The 18,218-nt window shown below is 34.5% G+C and carries 16 protein-coding genes; 12 read left to right on the top strand and 4 right to left on the bottom strand.

The window, feature by feature from the left end:
* Window positions 1-39: 39 nt before the first annotated feature.
* Both KA909_RS04145 and KA909_RS04140 read left to right on the top strand, forming a co-directional pair.
* On the top strand, window positions 40-945 hold the full coding sequence (locus KA909_RS04145) for a fumarylacetoacetate hydrolase family protein (RefSeq protein WP_053029751.1): 906 nt from the start codon (window positions 40-42) through the stop codon (window positions 943-945).
* Between the two features lie 233 nt (window positions 946-1,178).
* Window positions 1,179-1,580, top strand: a complete 402-nt coding sequence (locus KA909_RS04140) for a YisL family protein (protein WP_037538693.1) — start codon at window positions 1,179-1,181, stop codon at window positions 1,578-1,580.
* Window positions 1,581-1,938: 358 nt separating this feature from the next.
* Here the strand turns inward: KA909_RS04140 and KA909_RS04135 are convergent, their stop codons facing one another.
* Together KA909_RS04135 and KA909_RS04130 are read right to left on the bottom strand one after the other, a co-directional pair.
* The gene (locus KA909_RS04135) at window positions 1,939-3,261 is read right to left on the bottom strand and encodes a CoA-disulfide reductase (protein WP_193839570.1); all 1,323 of its coding nucleotides are present in this window, start codon (window positions 3,259-3,261) and stop codon (window positions 1,939-1,941) included.
* 80 nt (window positions 3,262-3,341) lie between these two features.
* Window positions 3,342-4,166, bottom strand: coding sequence for a Cof-type HAD-IIB family hydrolase (locus KA909_RS04130; RefSeq protein WP_053029747.1), 825 nt, complete (start codon window positions 4,164-4,166; stop codon window positions 3,342-3,344).
* A gap of 201 nt (window positions 4,167-4,367) precedes the next feature.
* On the opposite strand from KA909_RS04130, the gene KA909_RS04125 reads away from it, so the two are divergent.
* The 4 genes from KA909_RS04125 to KA909_RS04110 all read left to right on the top strand — a co-directional run bounded on the left by KA909_RS04125 (window position 4,368) and on the right by KA909_RS04110 (window position 10,567).
* Complete coding sequence (locus KA909_RS04125; RefSeq protein WP_011276244.1) at window positions 4,368-4,676, top strand: metal-sulfur cluster assembly factor; 309 nt, start codon at window positions 4,368-4,370, stop codon at window positions 4,674-4,676.
* Window positions 4,677-5,139: 463 nt separating this feature from the next.
* Window positions 5,140-6,966, top strand: coding sequence for an acyltransferase family protein (locus KA909_RS04120; RefSeq protein WP_193839569.1), 1,827 nt, complete (start codon window positions 5,140-5,142; stop codon window positions 6,964-6,966).
* 404 nt (window positions 6,967-7,370) lie between these two features.
* Window positions 7,371-9,980 carry an ATP-dependent chaperone ClpB gene (clpB, locus tag KA909_RS04115; RefSeq protein ID WP_193839568.1) on the top strand — a complete coding sequence of 870 codons (2,610 nt, stop codon included), beginning with the start codon at window positions 7,371-7,373 and terminating at the stop codon, window positions 9,978-9,980.
* 338 nt (window positions 9,981-10,318) lie between these two features.
* Window positions 10,319-10,567, top strand: coding sequence for an AbrB/MazE/SpoVT family DNA-binding domain-containing protein (locus KA909_RS04110; protein ID WP_193839567.1), 249 nt, complete (start codon window positions 10,319-10,321; stop codon window positions 10,565-10,567).
* Window positions 10,568-10,882: 315 nt separating this feature from the next.
* Here the strand turns inward: KA909_RS04110 and KA909_RS04105 are convergent, their stop codons facing one another.
* Window positions 10,883-11,083, bottom strand: a complete 201-nt coding sequence (locus KA909_RS04105) for a YjzD family protein (protein WP_053029740.1) — start codon at window positions 11,081-11,083, stop codon at window positions 10,883-10,885.
* Between the two features lie 204 nt (window positions 11,084-11,287).
* Between KA909_RS04105 and KA909_RS04100 the strand changes: the two genes are divergently transcribed.
* The gene (locus KA909_RS04100; RefSeq protein WP_053029738.1) at window positions 11,288-12,229 is read left to right on the top strand and encodes a beta-ketoacyl-ACP synthase III; all 942 of its coding nucleotides are present in this window, start codon (window positions 11,288-11,290) and stop codon (window positions 12,227-12,229) included.
* A 13-nt stretch (window positions 12,230-12,242) separates the two neighbouring features.
* Window positions 12,243-13,487 (top strand): beta-ketoacyl-ACP synthase II, encoded by a 1,245-nt coding sequence (gene fabF, locus KA909_RS04095; protein ID WP_075109203.1) that lies wholly within the window; start codon window positions 12,243-12,245, stop codon window positions 13,485-13,487.
* 77 nt (window positions 13,488-13,564) lie between these two features.
* Here fabF and KA909_RS04090 read toward each other — a convergent pair whose 3' ends face one another.
* Window positions 13,565-13,942: a DUF3899 domain-containing protein gene (locus KA909_RS04090; protein ID WP_193839566.1), complete on the bottom strand. Its 378-nt coding sequence runs from the start codon at window positions 13,940-13,942 to the stop codon at window positions 13,565-13,567.
* 244 nt (window positions 13,943-14,186) lie between these two features.
* On the opposite strand from KA909_RS04090, the gene opp3b reads away from it, so the two are divergent.
* The 4 genes from opp3b to KA909_RS04070 are packed head-to-tail and all read left to right on the top strand — an operon-like array spanning window position 14,187 to window position 18,214.
* Window positions 14,187-15,113: an oligopeptide ABC transporter permease gene (gene opp3b / locus KA909_RS04085; RefSeq protein ID WP_053029731.1), complete on the top strand. Its 927-nt coding sequence runs from the start codon at window positions 14,187-14,189 to the stop codon at window positions 15,111-15,113.
* Complete coding sequence (opp3C, locus tag KA909_RS04080; RefSeq protein ID WP_193839565.1) at window positions 15,113-16,180, top strand: oligopeptide ABC transporter permease; 1,068 nt, start codon at window positions 15,113-15,115, stop codon at window positions 16,178-16,180. The genes opp3b and opp3C overlap by 1 nt, the downstream gene beginning before the upstream one ends.
* A gap of 17 nt (window positions 16,181-16,197) precedes the next feature.
* Window positions 16,198-17,277 carry an ABC transporter ATP-binding protein gene (locus KA909_RS04075; protein WP_053029729.1) on the top strand — a complete coding sequence of 360 codons (1,080 nt, stop codon included), beginning with the start codon at window positions 16,198-16,200 and terminating at the stop codon, window positions 17,275-17,277.
* Entirely contained in the window at window positions 17,270-18,214 is a 945-nt protein-coding gene (locus KA909_RS04070; RefSeq protein WP_053029727.1) for an ABC transporter ATP-binding protein, read from the top strand. The genes KA909_RS04075 and KA909_RS04070 overlap by 8 nt, the downstream gene beginning before the upstream one ends.
* The last annotated feature ends 4 nt before the right edge of the window (window positions 18,215-18,218 follow it).

Below are 18,218 nucleotides of genomic sequence, written 5' to 3'. Positions count from 1 at the left end.
ATAATATGTATTAAGATATAGATGAGGAGTTGATACTGAATGAAATTTCTATCATTCAATTATAATGACGCTGAATCTTACGGCGTAAAAGTTAAGCGTGAAGACGCAGTTTGGGATCTAAAAAAAGTGTTTGCACAATTTGGCGAAGGTGACTTCCACCCTAAAACACTATTAGAAGGTTTACAACAAAACCAAACACTTGATTTCCAAGAACAAGTACGTAAAGCAGTTGTCGCAGCTGAAGATAGTGGTAAAGCAGAAGAATTCAAAATCGCTTTCAATGATATTGAATTCTTGCCACCGGTTACACCACCAAATAATGTTATCGCATTCGGTCGTAATTACCAAGATCACGCAAGTGAATTAAATCATGAGGTACAACGTTTATACGTATTCACTAAAGCAGCATCATCATTAACTGGTGATGAATCAACAATTCCAAATCATAAAGATATCACTGATCAATTAGATTATGAAGGCGAATTAGGTATCGTCATCGGCAAATCTGGAGAAAAAATTCCAAAAGCGTTAGCATTGGACTATATTTATGGTTACACAATTATTAATGATATCACTGACCGTAAAGCACAAAATGAACAAGATCAGGCATTTTTATCTAAAAGTTTAACTGGTGGTTGCCCAATGGGACCTTACATTGTAACTAAAGATGAGTTACCAACACCAGAAAATGTTAATATTGTAACTAAAGTTAACAATGAAATTCGTCAAGATGGTAATACAAGTCAAATGATTAATAAAATTGATGACTTAATTGAAGAGATTTCTAAATATGTAGCATTGCATCCAGGAGATATTATTGCTACAGGTACACCAGCTGGTGTGGGTGCAGGATTACAACCACCTCAATTCTTACAACCAGGTGATGAAGTTAAAGTTACGATTGATAATATTGGTACATTAACTACTTATATCGCAAAAGATTAATGACTATTCAACATATAAATAGTCATGACTAGCTCATAATCAGTAACTAACTCAATTGCGATGACGTACACAATACGTCTTTCTTGATTCCATATATTTATATAGGAGTGGTAAATTGAACGCATCATGCGTTTGATGCACCACTCCTTTTATCGTTTAACAATACGTTTGGATATAGATATGATATGATGATTAAGTAAAAAAGTAATCAATAGTATTGGGGGAATTTAGTCTTGTTACATATGCATATTGCAAGTTGGGCATTGACAATTATTTTATATGTAATTGCATTTTTACATATTTCAAAATCACAAGGTCCTACACCTATGTTTAAACCTTTACAAATGGCCTTGAGAGTCTTTATGTTACTTACATTGTTCTCAGGATTTTGGTTGTTAATTCAAGAATTTATGGCTGCTAGTCATGGCGGTGGCGGTAATCATATGTTGTTAACATTGAAGATGCTTTGTGGTATCGCAGTAGTTGCATTAATGGAAGTATCTATTGCGAAACGTAAGAAACACGAAGCAAGCCACGGTTTATTCTGGGCAACAATTATTTTAATCATTATTACTATGGCACTAGGTATTATCCTACCATGGGGTCCAATCAGTAGTCTTTTTGGAATTAGTTAAAATAAGATAAGTGATTCATGAAAGAGGTATGAGTCTAGGACATAAAAATATAATAATGCTACTTTGCAAATTTACAGTAGCTGACTGAACTGAGAAGGCGCTTAAACTAAGCGCCTTCTTAGTTTTAGTCATGCTTGTGGGCGGGGCCCCAACAAAGAGAATTTCACTAAAAAATTCTACAAGCAAAGCAAGCTGGGAGTCGGGGCCCCAGCAAAGAGAATTTCACTAAAAAATTCTACAAGCAAAGCAAGGTGGGAGTCGGGGCCCCAGCAAAGAGAATTTCACTAAGAAATTCTACAAGCAAAGCAAGCTGGGAGTGGACGACGAATTTAAAAGCATTCTGTCTCACTCCCATATTTTATAAATCTCGGGCTTTATAGCCAATCATATTAATCAAATCTTTAGGATGACTATAGGGTGGCGCATAGGCTACTTCAAATTCAGTTAATTCATCAACAGTAATGCCACTCATCATTGCCATTGAAATGACATCAATGCGTTTATCTACGCCTTCTTTTCCAATTGCGGCAGCACGCAATAGTTGACGACGCTCAGCGTCAAAATAAACACGCAAGTGGATATCTGTATTTCCAGGGTAATAACCAGCGTGTGTCCCAGAAGTAATTTCAACCATTTGAGTATCAAACTGAGATAATTCTTCAACTTTAACGCCCACACTTGCTAATGTGTAGTCGAAAAATTTAACAATATTAGTACCTAGAAATCCTTTGAAAGTAATATGATCGTTACCAGCAAGTTGTTCAGCAATGATACTGGCGCCACGATGTGCACCCCATGCTAAAGGAACTTGTGCAGGTAGATTGACATGGCGATAGAAAGAAGTGATGACGTCGCCCAATGCATAAATATTAGGGATATTCGTCTCAAATTTCTCATTAACTGGAATAAACCCTTTGTCATTTAATGCTATGTTTGATGACTCGATGAAGCTTGAATTTGGGTGTGTACCGACACCTTCAATAATTAAATCATAGTCTTCTTTGACACCTGATTTAAACGTTACTTGATGGTCATGAATGCTGATGATTTCTTCATTTAAACGATAAGGTATATGACGTGAATCAAGCTCGTCGAAGATAACTTGATTCATATCTTGGTCCATTAACTTGTTTACTTTTTCAGAACGGTGAATTAATGTAACCTCTAAACCTCTAGTATATAAGTTCTCTAAGACTTCTAATGAAATATAGCCTGCACCAACGACCAATGCTTTCTTAACTTGATGTTGCTCAATAAATTGATCAATTGCATCCGTATCTTCTATATTGCGTAAAGTGAAAATAAAATCATTATCAAAGCCTAATGAATTAGCACCTGCACCTGGACTTAAAATGAGTTTGTCATAACTAGTTTCAAATGTTTCTTTAGTTTCACGATTTAACACTGTGACGGTTTGAGATTTATCATTAATAGCAATCACTTCGTGATACGTTTTTACTGTAATATTTTTCTTCTCTTTAAACATATCTGGCGTAATCGGTAATACATCTTTTCGCTCATTTACAACATTGCCGAGATAGTAAGGCAGGCCACAATTAGCGAAACTCATGTCGCGGTCTTTTTCGAAAATGGTAATTTGACTGTCTTTATCTAAACGACGGATTTGGCTAGCGCAAGTTGCACCACCGGCAACAGCTCCGACTACAATAATCTTTCGCATCGTATATTCCTCCATAAACATATAGTAAAAAAGTGAGACATTAGAAAAATATACATTTGTCTCACTTTATAAATTGATTGTTAACCTTTGTAAGGTATATTTAATTTAAAGAAATCATTTAAATAACGACCGATACCGTCATCATTGTTTGAATAAGTAATATGGTTGGCAATATGTTTTAATTCATCAAGGCCATTGTCCATTGCAATGCCATATTTAGCATATTTGATCATTTCGATATCATTATCCTCGTCTCCGAAAGCGATAATGTGAGAAGATTCGATTCCTAGATAATCTTTGACTTGATCAATCCCACGTGCCTTGCTTATACCACGTTTAACAATTTCAATGACTGGGAACGGTGCACCCCAACGTCTGTGTTCAATATTCTCCGCATAGAAACGCGTAAGCATTTGCTTGATTCTAGGAATGTAAATTTCTTCGGCTTCTACAAGTAAAGATGTGGGCGCTTCGTCTAATTCTTCTAATAAATTACCTGTTTCTATTTTAGGGTTACCCATTGAGAAACCTTCAAATAATCTAGGATCGTGATTATTAATAAAGACATGATCGCGTACCTCAGCAATAATATTTGTAATTTTTGCTTTTTGAAGTGATTCAATCATATTTCTAGCTAAGTCTACATCTAAAACTTCATGGGTCGTTTTAAAATCATCTGATTTAGGATGATGCACATAAGCACCATTGAAGTTTACAATAGGTGTGTCCATATTTAACTCATGGTAATATATTTGGCTTGCACGATAAGGTCGACCAGTTGCAATCATAATTTGATGACCTTGTTTTTTTAAGGTTGTAAGTACTTTTTTAGTATACTCACCAATTTCTTTATTATCATTTAATAATGTTCCATCTAAATCTAAACAAATTAAATAAGGTTTCATATATTTCTCCTTAAGCTACATATCAATAGAATAAAGTTCACTATCATTTTATATCAAATGTCTGTGAAGGTGATACATTAAATCAACGCTATAGTGTCATTATAACGTCTTTAATGGTTTAGTGGTATCATAGCATTTTATTGGCGTTTTGTCGGATATTTGATATATTAGTGTAAAGATAAATAATGAGAGGTGATACTAATGGAAGAGGCATTAAAAGACAGTATCCTAGGTGCACTTGAAATGGTTATTGACCCTGAATTAGGTATTGATATCGTTAATTTAGGTTTAGTATATAAAGTGAATGTTGATGATGATGGTTTGTGTACAGTTGAAATGACACTAACTTCAATGGGTTGCCCACTTGGACCACAAATTATCGAACAAATTAAAACAGTATTAGCTGAAATTCCAGAAATACAAGATACAGAAGTTAATATTGTTTGGAATCCACCTTGGAATAAAGATATGATGTCAAGATACGCTAAAATTGCATTAGGCGTTGGCTAATTAATCGCTTAGAAACAATAGTACACGATGATGATGTACTATTGTTTTTTTATTTTAAATGATCTTAACTTTTTAACGAAATCGTTTCAAAGTCATACCTTCAGTGCGTATAGTGACAAAATGATGTTAATAAATGACATAATTGTAATATAAATTGAATTTGTTTAAGCGTTATACTACAATACATAAGAATTACAATATAAAATGATTTAAATTGTACTTGCATTTATGAAAATTTATAATAAATGCGCCAAATTATATAAAATAATATTATAGTTCAAGCTCAGACATCTAAGTATAAAACTCGATTTAATCATACACATTAAAATATTAAAGAATATTAAGCTAAATCATATTCACTCATGTTGTTGATCATCGGCTTTCGTTTTATCCTGATTTTCAGTGCTTTAGTAATTAATGAATTTATCAAAATTTATTATTTAATAGGGAAAGAATGTGAACAATGAAACAAGATTTTGAAAAAGGGAATCAACGTAAGACTAAAATGCGTTACATGCCTGGTTTAGATGGACTAAGAGCAATTGCTGTCTTAGGTATTATTATCTACCATTTAAACAGGAAATGGCTTACAGGGGGATTCATAGGTGTAGATACCTTCTTCGTTATTTCTGGATATTTAATTACAAGCTTGCTTTTAAAGGAATACGAAGAAAAGGGCATAATAAACCTGAAACAATTCTGGTTACGACGCGTAAAACGGTTACTTCCAGCAGTTGTTGCGTTATTAATTGTCGTTGGAATTGCTACATTAATATTTGAACCACAGGAAATTGTACGAGTTAAACATGACATTATAGCCGCATTATTCTATGTGTCGAACTGGTGGTATATTGCCAAAGATGTTAACTACTTCGAGCAATTTTCATTTATGCCATTAAAACACTTATGGTCACTTGCAATAGAAGAACAGTTCTATTTGTTCTTCCCGTTCGTGTTAGTTATTTTACTCTTAACGATTAAAAAATATCGCAACGTCACTTTGATATTATGGATTATTTCTCTAGCATCTTTATTAGCGATGGTCGTTATTTCTCAACCCAACGTTGGATATTCTAGAGTTTATTTTGGGACAGATACACGCTTACAAACATTATTATTAGGTGTAATATTAGCATTTTTATGGCCACCGTTTAAATTGAAAGCACATCCGCCAAAGGTGTTGCAACGTTCAATTGATGGAATCGGTATAATAGGACTTCTCCTACTGATATACTTATTCTTCACAGTAAAAGATACGAGTTCATGGATTTATAATGGTGGATTTTATCTTATATCAGGTATGACGTTATTCGTTATTGCTAGTGTAGTTCATCCATCTAGCATTTTAGCTAAAGCATTAGGTAATCGCGTATTCGTTTATATTGGTAAACGCTCATACAGTTTATACCTATGGCATTTTCCTGTTATAAGCTTTATACACATCCACTTTGTTGATGGACAGCTTCCAATCTATGTGTATGCTATCGATATCGTACTTACAGTATTATTTGCTGAATTATCATATCGATATGTAGAGACACCGTTTAGACGTGAAGGTTTCAAGGCATTTTCATTCAATCATCTAAAAAGACCTAAATTCATCAGAACGATCATATCAATAATAGCGTTAATACCAATAGTATTAATGTTTATTGGGGTCTTTGACCGTTTTGGAAAAGATGACATTGAAAATAAAGCAAATTCATTTAATACGAATGAGCAAGATAAATATTTAATCAGAATGATGCCTGGTGAAAATATAAAAATCGATGGTTCAAATAGCAATAGTAAAAGTAAAAAACAGGTGTATACCGATATAAGTCCATTACTCATTGGAGACTCAGTAATGGTAGATATTGGTGAGACATTTAAATCTCAAGTGCCTAAAGCAACGATTGATGGTAAAGTAGGTCGCCATTTACAAGAGGCGCTCTCAATTGCAGGCAATTATTCTAACTATAATAAACCTTCAGATAAAGTTGTTTTAGAACTAGGTACTAACGGTGATTTTACAGAGGAAGAATTAAATCAATTAATCAGTAAGTTTGGTAAAGCACAAATTTATTTAGTAAATACACGTGTACCTCGTGATTGGCAAGATAACGTTAATAAACAGCTTGCTAATGCTGCTAAAAAGCATAAAAATGTAACCTTAGTAGATTGGTACCAACGCTCTGCAGGACATCCTGAATACTTCGCACCAGATGGCGTTCACCTTGAAAATAGTGGTGTAAAAGCATTATCTGATGAAATAATTAAAGCGATGAAGAAAAATTCGAACAATAAATAAGATATGCTAAACGTTTGAAACAAAAATAAACAGTTGAGCTATGTAGCTCATGCGTTGTAGCTGACTGAATTGAGAATGCACTTCTTTAATTAACTCAATACTAGTCATTCACGTGAGGCTGAGACGATGAATTCGATAAGAATTCCGTTTCAGTCTCTTATTTAATTTGACGATTATTTGATGTTTATACTTGAAGGAACTGTGATAAAACATAGCATAAAAGCGCTTTATTAAGCGCGTCAAACATGCATGTACAAGCTATTTTAGAAAAATAAAAAAGTTGAGTATAACTGTTGATTAATCATTTAAGAGGGTCTATAATGTAATTAAGGTCAAAGAAAGTCAAAGTCAAAAAAGAAGAAGTACTTGACCTTGCTCTTATCAAATCAATAGGGGTGAAAAATTTGGATATTAATCAAATGACATATGCAATTCAAGGTGCATTACAAAAAGCCATTGAATTGAGTAAAGAAAACGAATTACAAAACATTGAAATCGAAGCAATTTTAAAAGGAACTTTAGAAGAAACTGATAGTTTATTTAAAAGTATATTAGAACGCGCAAATATTGATACAGATAAATTAAATCAAGCATATAACGAAAAATTAAAAAAATATCCCTCAGTACAAGGAGATAATATTCAATACGGACAATATATTGGTTCAAAAGCGAATGAATTATTAAATAAAGCTGAATCATACATGAAAGAATACGAAGATGACTATATCTCAATGGAACACGTCCTACGTGCTGCGATGGATATCGATGACACAACAAAACAGATTGTTGGAAATAAAGAAGAAGTTGTAAAAGAAATTATAACTAAAGTTAGAGGGGGAAATCATGTGACTTCACAAAATCCAGAAGTAAATTATGAAGCTTTAGAGAAATATGGTCGTGACTTAGTTGAAGAGGTACGCCAAGGTAAAATGGACCCTGTTATTGGTAGAGATGAAGAAATTCGTAATACCATTCGAATTTTAAGTCGTAAAACGAAAAATAACCCAGTCTTAATTGGTGAACCAGGTGTAGGTAAAACAGCGATTGTTGAAGGCTTGGCACAACGTATTGTACGTAAAGACGTACCTGAATCATTATTAGATAAAACAATTTTCGAATTAGACTTAAGTGCCTTAGTTGCGGGTGCGAAATTTAGAGGTGAATTCGAAGAACGTCTTAAAGCAGTGCTTAAAGAAGTGAAAGAGTCTGATGGACGAATCATCTTATTCATCGACGAAATTCACATGTTAGTTGGCGCAGGTAAAACAGACGGCGCAATGGATGCCGGCAATATGTTGAAACCGATGTTAGCACGTGGTGAGTTACATTGTATCGGTGCTACTACTTTAAATGAATACAGAGAATATATTGAAAAAGACTCTGCATTAGAACGTCGTTTCCAAAAAGTAGGCGTAAGTGAACCAGACGTAGAAGACACAATTTCAATCTTACGTGGTTTGAAAGAACGTTACGAAGTATATCACGGTGTACGCATTCAAGACCGTGCTTTAGTAGCAGCAGCTGAATTATCAGATCGCTACATTACTGATAGATTCTTACCTGACAAAGCCATCGACTTAGTCGACCAAGCTTGTGCCACAATTCGTACTGAAATGGGTTCAAACCCAACTGAATTAGATCAAGTGAACCGTCGTGTCATGCAATTAGAAATTGAAGAAAGTGCATTAAAAAATGAATCTGATAATGCTAGTAAACATCGTTTAGAAGAACTACAAGAAGAACTTTCAAATGAAAAAGAAAAACAAGCATCATTACAATCTCGTGTTGAACAAGAAAAAGAAAAAATCGCAAAAGTACAAGAAAAACGTGCTGAATTAGACCGTAGTCGTCAAGCTTTAGAAGATGCACAAACTAAAGGCGATCTTGAAAAAGCAGCTGAATTACAATATGGTACCATTCCTCAATTAGAAAAAGAGTTAAAAGCATTTGAAGAAGCATACCAAGATGAACAAGGTGATAGTGAACGCATGATTCGTGAAGTCGTTTCTGACGAAGAAATTGGCGACATTGTGAGTCAATGGACTGGTATTCCAGTTTCTAAATTAGTTGAAACAGAAAGAGAAAAATTATTAAGTTTAAGTGATATTTTACACGAACGTGTGGTAGGTCAAGATAAAGCGGTAGACTTGGTATCTGATGCTGTTGTAAGAGCACGTGCAGGTATTAAAGACCCTAATAGACCAATTGGTAGTTTCTTATTCTTAGGACCAACTGGTGTAGGTAAAACTGAATTGGCTAAATCATTAGCTGCATCATTATTCGATTCTGAAAAACATATGATTCGAATTGATATGAGTGAGTATATGGAGAAACACTCTGTTTCTAGATTAATTGGTGCTCCTCCAGGCTATGTTGGTCATGATGAAGGTGGTCAATTAACTGAAGCGGTTAGACGTAACCCATACTCAGTAATCTTGCTTGATGAAGTTGAAAAAGCACATAGTGATGTATTCAACGTGTTACTTCAAATCTTAGATGAAGGTCGTTTAACTGATTCTAAGGGACGTAGTGTTGACTTTAAAAACACAATTATCATTATGACTAGTAACATCGGTTCTCAAGTATTACTTGAGAATGTCAAAGATACAGGTGAAATTACTGAAGACACTGAAAAAGCTGTAATGGATAGCTTACATGCTTTCTTTAAACCTGAAATCTTAAACCGTATGGATGATATTGTATTATTCAAACCATTATCTGTTAACGATATGAGTATGATTGTTGATAAAATTTTAACTCAATTAAATATTCGTTTAATGGATCAACGACTTTCTATTGAAGTTTCTGATGACGCGAAAAAATGGTTGGGTGAAGAAGCTTATGAACCACAATTTGGTGCAAGACCATTGAAACGTTTTGTACAACGTCAAATTGAAACACCATTAGCACGTATGATGATTAAAGAAAGTATGCCAGAGGGTACTTTAATTAAAGTAGATTTAGATGGCAACGATGCGTTAACTTTCGATGTGCAAAAGCCTAAAAATGAATAATGAATGATTATGGGAAACCTAGAGAGTGTGATGCGCACTTTCTAGGTTTTTTTGTGAAGTTTAGTGTGTTTCTAGATAGTGTTGGGTTCGCTTGCCCTAGGCATGGCTTAAGCCAATGGTTAGTAAGGATAAGCAATTCATCACTTTAGAAGCCTTTTTCAAAGTCTTGTAGATTGTGATGAATTGCTTTTTAATTGTAGTTTTGTCTTAAGCTGATGCTATTCCTAGAGGCGTCTCACCCACACTATTTGAGAAACAATATGTAAGATAACAAAACATATGCTTAAGTAAGTACATTTTATATATAATATTAAGCAAAAAGAAAAGGGCAATCTAAAATGAATTCCGCAAAAGTGTTTAAAAATGGTAATAGTCAAGCAATTACTTTAAATAAACATATTTTAAAGCAAGCTGATTTGGAGATTGGTGATGATTTAGATGTATATGTCACTAATGATGGAAAGGTTGTATTTTCTAAAAAGGAACTATCAATAAAAGAACAAATTCATAATTATTATAAAAATGGAGGTATATATATTGAAGATGAAATAGATTATGGACAAGATGTAGGTAAAGAAAAGTGGTAAGTCAGTTTGAATAATAAAGATTGATTTTAACCCTGTAAATGGAATTGGAAAAGGTAAGGTATAGGACCTGTTTAAGTATAAGTAATATTTAAATTAATCATTATACTGGGATAATTTGGGTAATGACTATTACAAGTAGAAAGCAACGTTACTTTTCGGACATAGTGGTGAAAACCAGATTAGCATTATTGATGGGGGCTGAAGGGCATCCAGAAGTAGTTTAGGTGCTTTATTATCAAATTAAAAAAGCGATAAATGAAACAGTGTACTTGTTTCACTTATCGCATTTGTTTCTTTAATAAACATGCTATGTTATTAAATATGTCTGTTACCTTGGCGGGTAAAGTCATCTGGTTTTATCATTGCACCTAAAATAGCAATAACAATTGTAAAGACAACTGCTAGAATTAATGGCGTAATAAAGTTTAATGATCCACCGCCATTTAAACTATTCAATACAAAGTTAACCATTTGTAATAGGATGACTGCCCAAATAAAAGTTACGAGGTATTTCATACCGATGACCTCCATAATTTATATACTTCCATTTTAATGTAAAGTAGTCGTTTTGTATAGAGATAGTAAATAACTGATTATACTTTGTACTTTTTTATTTATTAGAAAATCATCATCTTGAAAGGGTAACTACTTGAGTAGAGATAAAAAAGTGTGTTAAATTAATACCTGGTATTAAAAATTGAAGTAAGAAGGTGTACGTTCATGAACGTAGGTATAAAAGGATTTGGTGCATATGCACCAGAGAGAGTCGTTGATAACGCTTATTTCGAAAGTTTTTTAGAAACTTCAGATGAATGGATTTCTAAAATGACTGGTATTAAAGAAAGACGTTGGGCAAGTGAAGAGCAAGATACATCTGATTTAGCATTTGAAGCTAGTAAAAAAGCGATTGAAGATGCAGGACTCACACCAGCTGATATAGATATGATTATTGTGGCAAGTGCTACTGGAGATATGCCATTTCCATCAGTTGCCAATATGTTACAAGAAAAATTAGGTACGCGTAAAGTACCTACTATGGATCAATTAGCAGCTTGTTCTGGATTCATGTATTCAATGATAACGGCAAAACAATATGTTCAATCAGGCGACTATAAAAATATACTTGTAGTCGGTGCAGATAAATTATCTAAGATAACAGATTTAACAGACCGTTCAACAGCCGTTTTATTCGGTGATGGTGCTGGTGCAGTAGTTATTGGTGAGGTTTCAGAAGGCCGAGGTATCATTAGCTATGAAATGGGGTCTGACGGTACCGGTGGAAAATACTTATACTTAAATAAAGATACTGGTAAACTAGTTATGAACGGACGAGAAGTCTTTAAGTTTGCTGTAAGAATTATGGGTGAAGCGTCAACGCGTGTTGTTGACAAGGCAGGACTAAAATCTGATGATATTGATATGTTTATTCCTCACCAAGCAAACATTAGAATTATGGAATCAGCACGAGAAAGACTTGGTATAGAGAGAGAAAAGATGAGTGTATCTGTTAATCGCTTTGGTAACACATCTGCTGCCTCAATACCATTAAGTATTTCACAAGAATTAGAGAATGGAAGAATTAAAGATGATGACACACTCGTGTTAGTAGGTTTTGGTGGTGGCCTAACATGGGGCGCTATGGTTATCAAATGGGGTAAATAGGAGGATTTAATGTATGACTGAGAATAAACGAGTTGTAATTACTGGTATGGGTGCATTATCACCTATTGGCAATGACGCCCAAACAAGTTGGGAAAATGCCTTAAAAGGTGTTAATGGTATCGATACAATTACTAGAGTAGATACAGAAGATTATAATGTTCATTTAGCAGGTGAACTTAAAGATTTTAATATTGAAGATCATATCGAAAAGAAAGACGCACGCCGTATGGACCGTTTCACTCAATATGCGGTAGTTGCAGCACGTCAAGCAGTTGAAGATGCTAAGCTAGATATCAATGAAGAAACTGCTAATCGCATTGGTGTATGGATTGGTTCAGGCATTGGTGGTATGGAAACGTTTGAAACAGCGCATACGACGCTTCAAAAGAAAGGGCCTAGACGTGTAAGTCCATTCTTCGTACCAATGTTAATTCCTGATATGGCAACTGGTCAGGTATCGATTGATTTAGGTGCAAAAGGACCAAATGGTTCTACAGTTACAGCATGTGCAACAGGCACTAACTCTATTGGTGAAGCTTTTAAAATCATTCAACGTGGCGATGCAGATGCGATGATTACAGGTGGTACAGAAGCGCCGATTACGCATATGGCACTTGCAGGATTCAGTGCTAGTAGAGCATTATCTACGAATGATGATAAAGAAACAGCTTGTCGTCCATTCCAAGAAGGCCGCGATGGTTTCGTAATGGGTGAAGGTGCCGGAATTTTAGTGCTTGAATCATTAGAATCTGCACAAGCGCGTGGTGCTCAAATCTATGCTGAAATTGTTGGTTATGGTTCAACAGGTGATGCTTATCACATTACAGCTCCAGCACCTGAAGGCGAAGGTGGCTCACGCGCAATGCAAGCAGCACTTGATGATGCGGGTATTGAAGCAAAAGATGTTCAGTATCTAAATGCACATGGTACGAGTACGCCTGTTGGTGATATGTATGAAATTAGAGCAATCAAGAATACATTTGGTGAAGCCGCTAATCATTTAAAAGTTAGCTCAACTAAATCAATGACTGGTCACTTATTAGGTGCTACAGGTGGTTTAGAGGCTATCTTCTCAGCATTATCAATTCGTGATTCTAAAGTTGCACCAACGATTCATGCTAATACACCAGATCCTGAATGTGATCTTGATATTGTTCCAAATGAAGCGCAAGATTTAGAAATTACTTATGCAATGAGTAATAGCCTTGGCTTTGGTGGTCACAACGCAGTATTAGTATTTAAAAAATTTGAAGATTAATAACATAAAATAGCGAGACTGGGACGACGAATTTTAAAAGAATTCTGTCCCACCCTCGCTATTTTTTTGCCTTTTTATCAATAAAAAATGGAAATGATGATTGTTAATACAAAGTATAAGCTATTGATGATTAGCGCAGGAAAAATCCATGATGATATAAAATAAACCTCTTTTTTGACTTGTGAAGGATTAAAAAACGCATCATGTTCCATTGTCTTTTTCTTTGCACGTGGAGACATTTGATAACGAATACGTCGAAAACCATAACTTGTAGCATCGAAAATGCCTTCTTGAACTAATAAAATAATGAAAACGAGTATAAAGACTATAAGTGATAGATAAAATAATGTATTTATGTATGAAATAAAGGAATGGTTAGAAAAGATTAACCAAATTATCAATGTAATCATAGGAGTACTTAACAACCAGAGCCCCCAACTTTTTTTATGTTTCATTTGTATACCCCCTGATGAAGTTAATACTAGTTTAACGTATTCGTATAAAGAATAATATCTTAAATCTAAAACATAAGATTATAATATCAAAACAGTAAAAAGAACATTTATTTTACAATTCAATTTTTAAATATTGTGAAAATTATATTGCAATTGTATGAAAATTGTATATATAATATTACTAAATATTTCTGAAAATTTTGAAGGGAATGTTAATTTTGAAAATTTAAAAGGGGGCGGAGTAATGACGCGATATGTTTTAAAACGATTGGGGTACATGTTTTTGTCGCTGTTTATTATTATTACGATTACATTTTTCTTAATGAAAATGATGCCAGGTTCACCGTTTAATGATGCAAAATTAAGTGCTGAACAAAAGGCTATTCTTAATGAAAAATATGGATTAAATGATCCGGTTGCCGTTCAATATCTTCATTATTTAAAGAACGTTGTAACAGGGGACTTTGGTTATTCATTCCAGTATCATAATCAACCGGTATGGGAGTTAATTAGACCGAGATTGATTCCATCAATGGAAATGGGTATTATCGCTATGATTATAGGTATAATTTTAGGTCTAATCCTTGGTATTGCAGCTGCAACTAAGCAAAATACATGGGTAGACTATACAACTACTGTGATTTCAGTTATCGCTGTATCCGTACCATCGTTCGTTTTAGCCGTACTTCTTCAATATGTTTTTGCAGTGAGATTAAGATGGTTCCCTGTTGCTGGTTGGGAAGGAATTGCTACAGCTGTATTACCTTCACTTGCACTATCTGCAGGGGTTATGGCAACAGTAGCAAGATACATACGAGCTGAAATGATAGAAGTTTTAAGTTCGGATTACATATTATTAGCAAGAGCAAAAGGGAATTCTTCTTTGCGTGTGCTATTTGGGCATGCATTAAGAAATGCACTCATACCAATTATTACCATCATAGTACCGATGTTAGCAGGAATTCTAACAGGTACGTTAACCATTGAAAATATATTTGGTGTTCCGGGATTAGGGGACCAATTCGTAAGATCGATTACGACAAATGACTTCTCAGTTATTATGGCTACAACGATTTTATTCAGTACTTTATTTATTGTTTCAATCTTTATCGTAGATATTTTATACGGAATCATTGACCCAAGAATTCGTGTACAAGGAGGTAAAAAGTAATGGCAAATGATAAATTTGAAAAGCCATTTGATGATCATTCAAATGCGGCTATGACACATACCTCTGAAGGCATTGCAGCTTCTGATTTCGTAATGAGAGAGCTTGATTTAAATAGAGAACCAGAAATGCAAAGAGAAAGTAAAAACTTCTGGCAAGATGCCTGGACCCAATTAAAAAGAAATAAATTGGCTATTGTAGGATTAATCGGATTGGTTTTAATTGTTATTATGGCTTTTATTGGTCCTTTATTAAGTGATCATGATTATGCCGAACAAGATGTCTCAAGACGAAATTTACCTGCTAAGATTCCAGTATTAGATAAGGTACCTTTCCTTCCATTTGACGGAACAGGCGCAGATGGAACAAACGCATATAAAGATGCAGACGTTAAAGAAAATTTCTGGTTTGGTACTGATCAATTAGGTAGAGATTTATGGACACGTACATGGACAGGTGCTCAAATTTCATTATTTATCGGTGTAGTAGCTGCAGTACTGGACATTTTTATTGGTGTTGTATATGGTGCAATATCCGGTTTCTTCGGAGGACGGGTAGATAATATCATGCAACGTATTCTAGAAATTATTGCATCTATTCCTAACTTAATTGTCGTAATTTTATTTGTACTCATATTTGAACCGTCTATATGGACAATTATCTTAGCCATGTCGATTACCGGATGGTTAGGAATGAGTAGGGTAGTTCGTGGGGAATTCTTAAAGTTAAAAAATCAAGAATTTGTGATGGCATCAAGAACATTAGGTGCATCAAAATTCAACTTAATTTTTAAACATATTTTACCAAATACGTTAGGCGCAATTGTTGTAACTTCAATGTTCACAGTGCCAAGTGCCATATTCTTTGAAGCATTCTTAAGCTTCATTGGGATCGGTGTACCAGCACCACAAACATCACTTGGTTCATTAGTTAATGATGGACGTGCTATGTTATTAATTCATCCACATGAATTATTTATTCCTGCAACAGTATTAAGTTTGCTCATCTTATTCTTTTACTTATTTAGCGATGGTTTACGCGATGCATTTGACCCTAAGATGCGTAAATAAAAAAGGAGGCAAAGGTTATGTCAGAAAGAGTTTTAGAAGTAAACGACTTGCATGTTTCCTTTGACATTACGGCAGGGGAAGTGCAGGCAGTTAGAGGTGTAGATTTTTATTTGAACAAAGGAGAAACGTTAGCAATAGTAGGCGAGTCTGGTTCGGGTAAATCCGTAACGACAAAAGCAATCACTAAATTATTCCAAGGGGATGTTGGAAGAATAAAAAAAGGGAAAATTGATTTCTTGGGCGAAGATTTGGCCGTCAAATCTGAAAATGAGCTTATTAAATTACGTGGTAAAGACATTTCAATGATATTCCAAGATCCAATGACATCGCTTAATCCAACGATGCAAATTGGTAAGCAAGTTATGGAACCACTTATCAAGCATAAAAATTATAATAAGGCGGACGCTAAAAAACGTGCGCTAGAAATATTGAATTTAGTAGGATTACCTAATGCAGAAAAACGTTTCAAAGCGTATCCACATCAATTCTCTGGTGGGCAAAGACAAAGGATTGTTATCGCAACAGCTTTGGCTTGTGAACCGAAAATATTAATCGCTGATGAACCAACAACTGCCTTAGACGTTACTATGCAAGCACAGATATTAGACTTAATGAAAGAATTGCAACAAAAAATTGATACTTCAATTATATTCATAACACATGATTTAGGTGTTGTAGCAAATATTGCAGATAGGGTTGCTGTCATGTATGGCGGACAAATGGTGGAAACGGGGGATGTAGATGAAATCTTCTATGATCCAAAGCATCCATATACTTGGGGATTACTATCATCTATGCCTGATTTAACTACGAGCAATGATACAGAATTAATTGCAATTCCAGGGACACCTCCTGATTTACTACATCCACCTAAAGGGGATGCATTTGCTCGACGAAGTCAATACGCTTTAGATATTGATTTCAAACAAGAACCACCATGGTTTAAAGTATCACCAACTCATTTTGTTAAATCTTGGTTATTAGATGAAAGAGCGCCTAAAGTAGCACCACCAGAAATGGTGATGAAGAGACAGCGCCAAATGCCTAATAATTACGACAAACCACGTCAAGTAGAAAGGGTGTCGTTCGATGGATAAGAATAATGAAATATTATTAGAAATTAAAAATTTAAAACAATATTTTAATGAAGGTAAACGAAATGAAGTAAGAGCCATAGAGGACATCTCTTTTGACATTTATAAAGGAGAAACACTAGGGTTAGTTGGAGAGTCAGGATGTGGTAAATCAACAACAGGAAAGGCAATTATTAAATTAAATGACATCACTAGTGGAGAAATTTTATATGAAGGTCAAGATATTCAGAAAATTTCTAAACGTAAAGATTTATTGAAATTCAATAAAAAAATTCAAATGATATTTCAAGATCCATACGCATCTCTTAATCCTAGGTTAAAGGTAATGGATATCGTTGCTGAAGGCATTGATATTCATAAATTAGCTAGTGGTAAAAAAGATCGTAAACGACGTGTATATGATTTGCTTGAAACAGTAGGTTTAAGTAAGGAGCACGCAAACAGGTATCCTCATGAATTCTCAGGTGGACAAAGACAGCGTATTGGTATTGCACGTGCGTTGGCCGTTGAACCAGAATTTATCATTGCGGATGAACCAATTTCAGCGCTAGATGTATCGATTCAAGCGCAAGTTGTTAACTTAATGTTGAAACTACAACGAGAACGAGGTATTACTTTCTTATTTATTGCACATGACTTATCTATGGTTAAATATATTTCAGATCGTATCGCAGTGATGCATTTTGGGAAAATTGTAGAGTTGGGTTCTGCCGATGAAATATACTATCATCCATTACATGAATACACTAAATCATTGTTATCAGCGATTCCACAACCCGACCCAGATAGTGAAAGAACACGTAAACGTGTAGCATACAAAGATGATGAATCTAAAAATAGTGAGCGAAGCCTTCAAGAAATTAGACCTGGCCATTTTGTCTTTGTTACTGATGAAGAAGCGGCTCAATTAAAAGAACAGCATCTAACGCAAAGCGTTTAATACT

Source organism: Staphylococcus sp. GDX8P54P (assembly GCF_017893165.1).
Lineage (GTDB): Bacteria > Bacillota > Bacilli > Staphylococcales > Staphylococcaceae > Staphylococcus > Staphylococcus borealis.
This window is presented reverse-complemented; position numbering and strand designations above follow the sequence as displayed.

Bases quoted from the DNA above. Each gene is read 5' to 3' on its own strand.
- KA909_RS04145 (WP_053029751.1), top strand. From the start codon at position 40: ATGAAATTTCTATCATTCAATTATAATGACGCTGAATCTTACGGCGTA.
- KA909_RS04130 (WP_053029747.1), bottom strand. From the start codon at position 4,166: ATGAAACCTTATTTAATTTGTTTAGATTTAGATGGAACATTATTAAAT.
- KA909_RS04125 (WP_011276244.1), top strand. From the start codon at position 4,368: ATGGAAGAGGCATTAAAAGACAGTATCCTAGGTGCACTTGAAATGGTT.
- KA909_RS04100 (WP_053029738.1), top strand. From the start codon at position 11,288: ATGAACGTAGGTATAAAAGGATTTGGTGCATATGCACCAGAGAGAGTC.
- KA909_RS04105 (WP_053029740.1), bottom strand. From the start codon at position 11,083: ATGAAATACCTCGTAACTTTTATTTGGGCAGTCATCCTATTACAAATG.
- KA909_RS04135 (WP_193839570.1), bottom strand. From the start codon at position 3,261: ATGCGAAAGATTATTGTAGTCGGAGCTGTTGCCGGTGGTGCAACTTGC.
- KA909_RS04090 (WP_193839566.1), bottom strand. From the start codon at position 13,942: ATGAAACATAAAAAAAGTTGGGGGCTCTGGTTGTTAAGTACTCCTATG.
- KA909_RS04110 (WP_193839567.1), top strand. From the start codon at position 10,319: ATGAATTCCGCAAAAGTGTTTAAAAATGGTAATAGTCAAGCAATTACT.
- opp3C (WP_193839565.1), top strand. From the start codon at position 15,113: ATGGCAAATGATAAATTTGAAAAGCCATTTGATGATCATTCAAATGCG.
- fabF (WP_075109203.1), top strand. From the start codon at position 12,243: ATGACTGAGAATAAACGAGTTGTAATTACTGGTATGGGTGCATTATCA.
- KA909_RS04075 (WP_053029729.1), top strand. From the start codon at position 16,198: ATGTCAGAAAGAGTTTTAGAAGTAAACGACTTGCATGTTTCCTTTGAC.
- KA909_RS04120 (WP_193839569.1), top strand. From the start codon at position 5,140: ATGAAACAAGATTTTGAAAAAGGGAATCAACGTAAGACTAAAATGCGT.
- KA909_RS04070 (WP_053029727.1), top strand. From the start codon at position 17,270: ATGGATAAGAATAATGAAATATTATTAGAAATTAAAAATTTAAAACAA.
- opp3b (WP_053029731.1), top strand. From the start codon at position 14,187: ATGACGCGATATGTTTTAAAACGATTGGGGTACATGTTTTTGTCGCTG.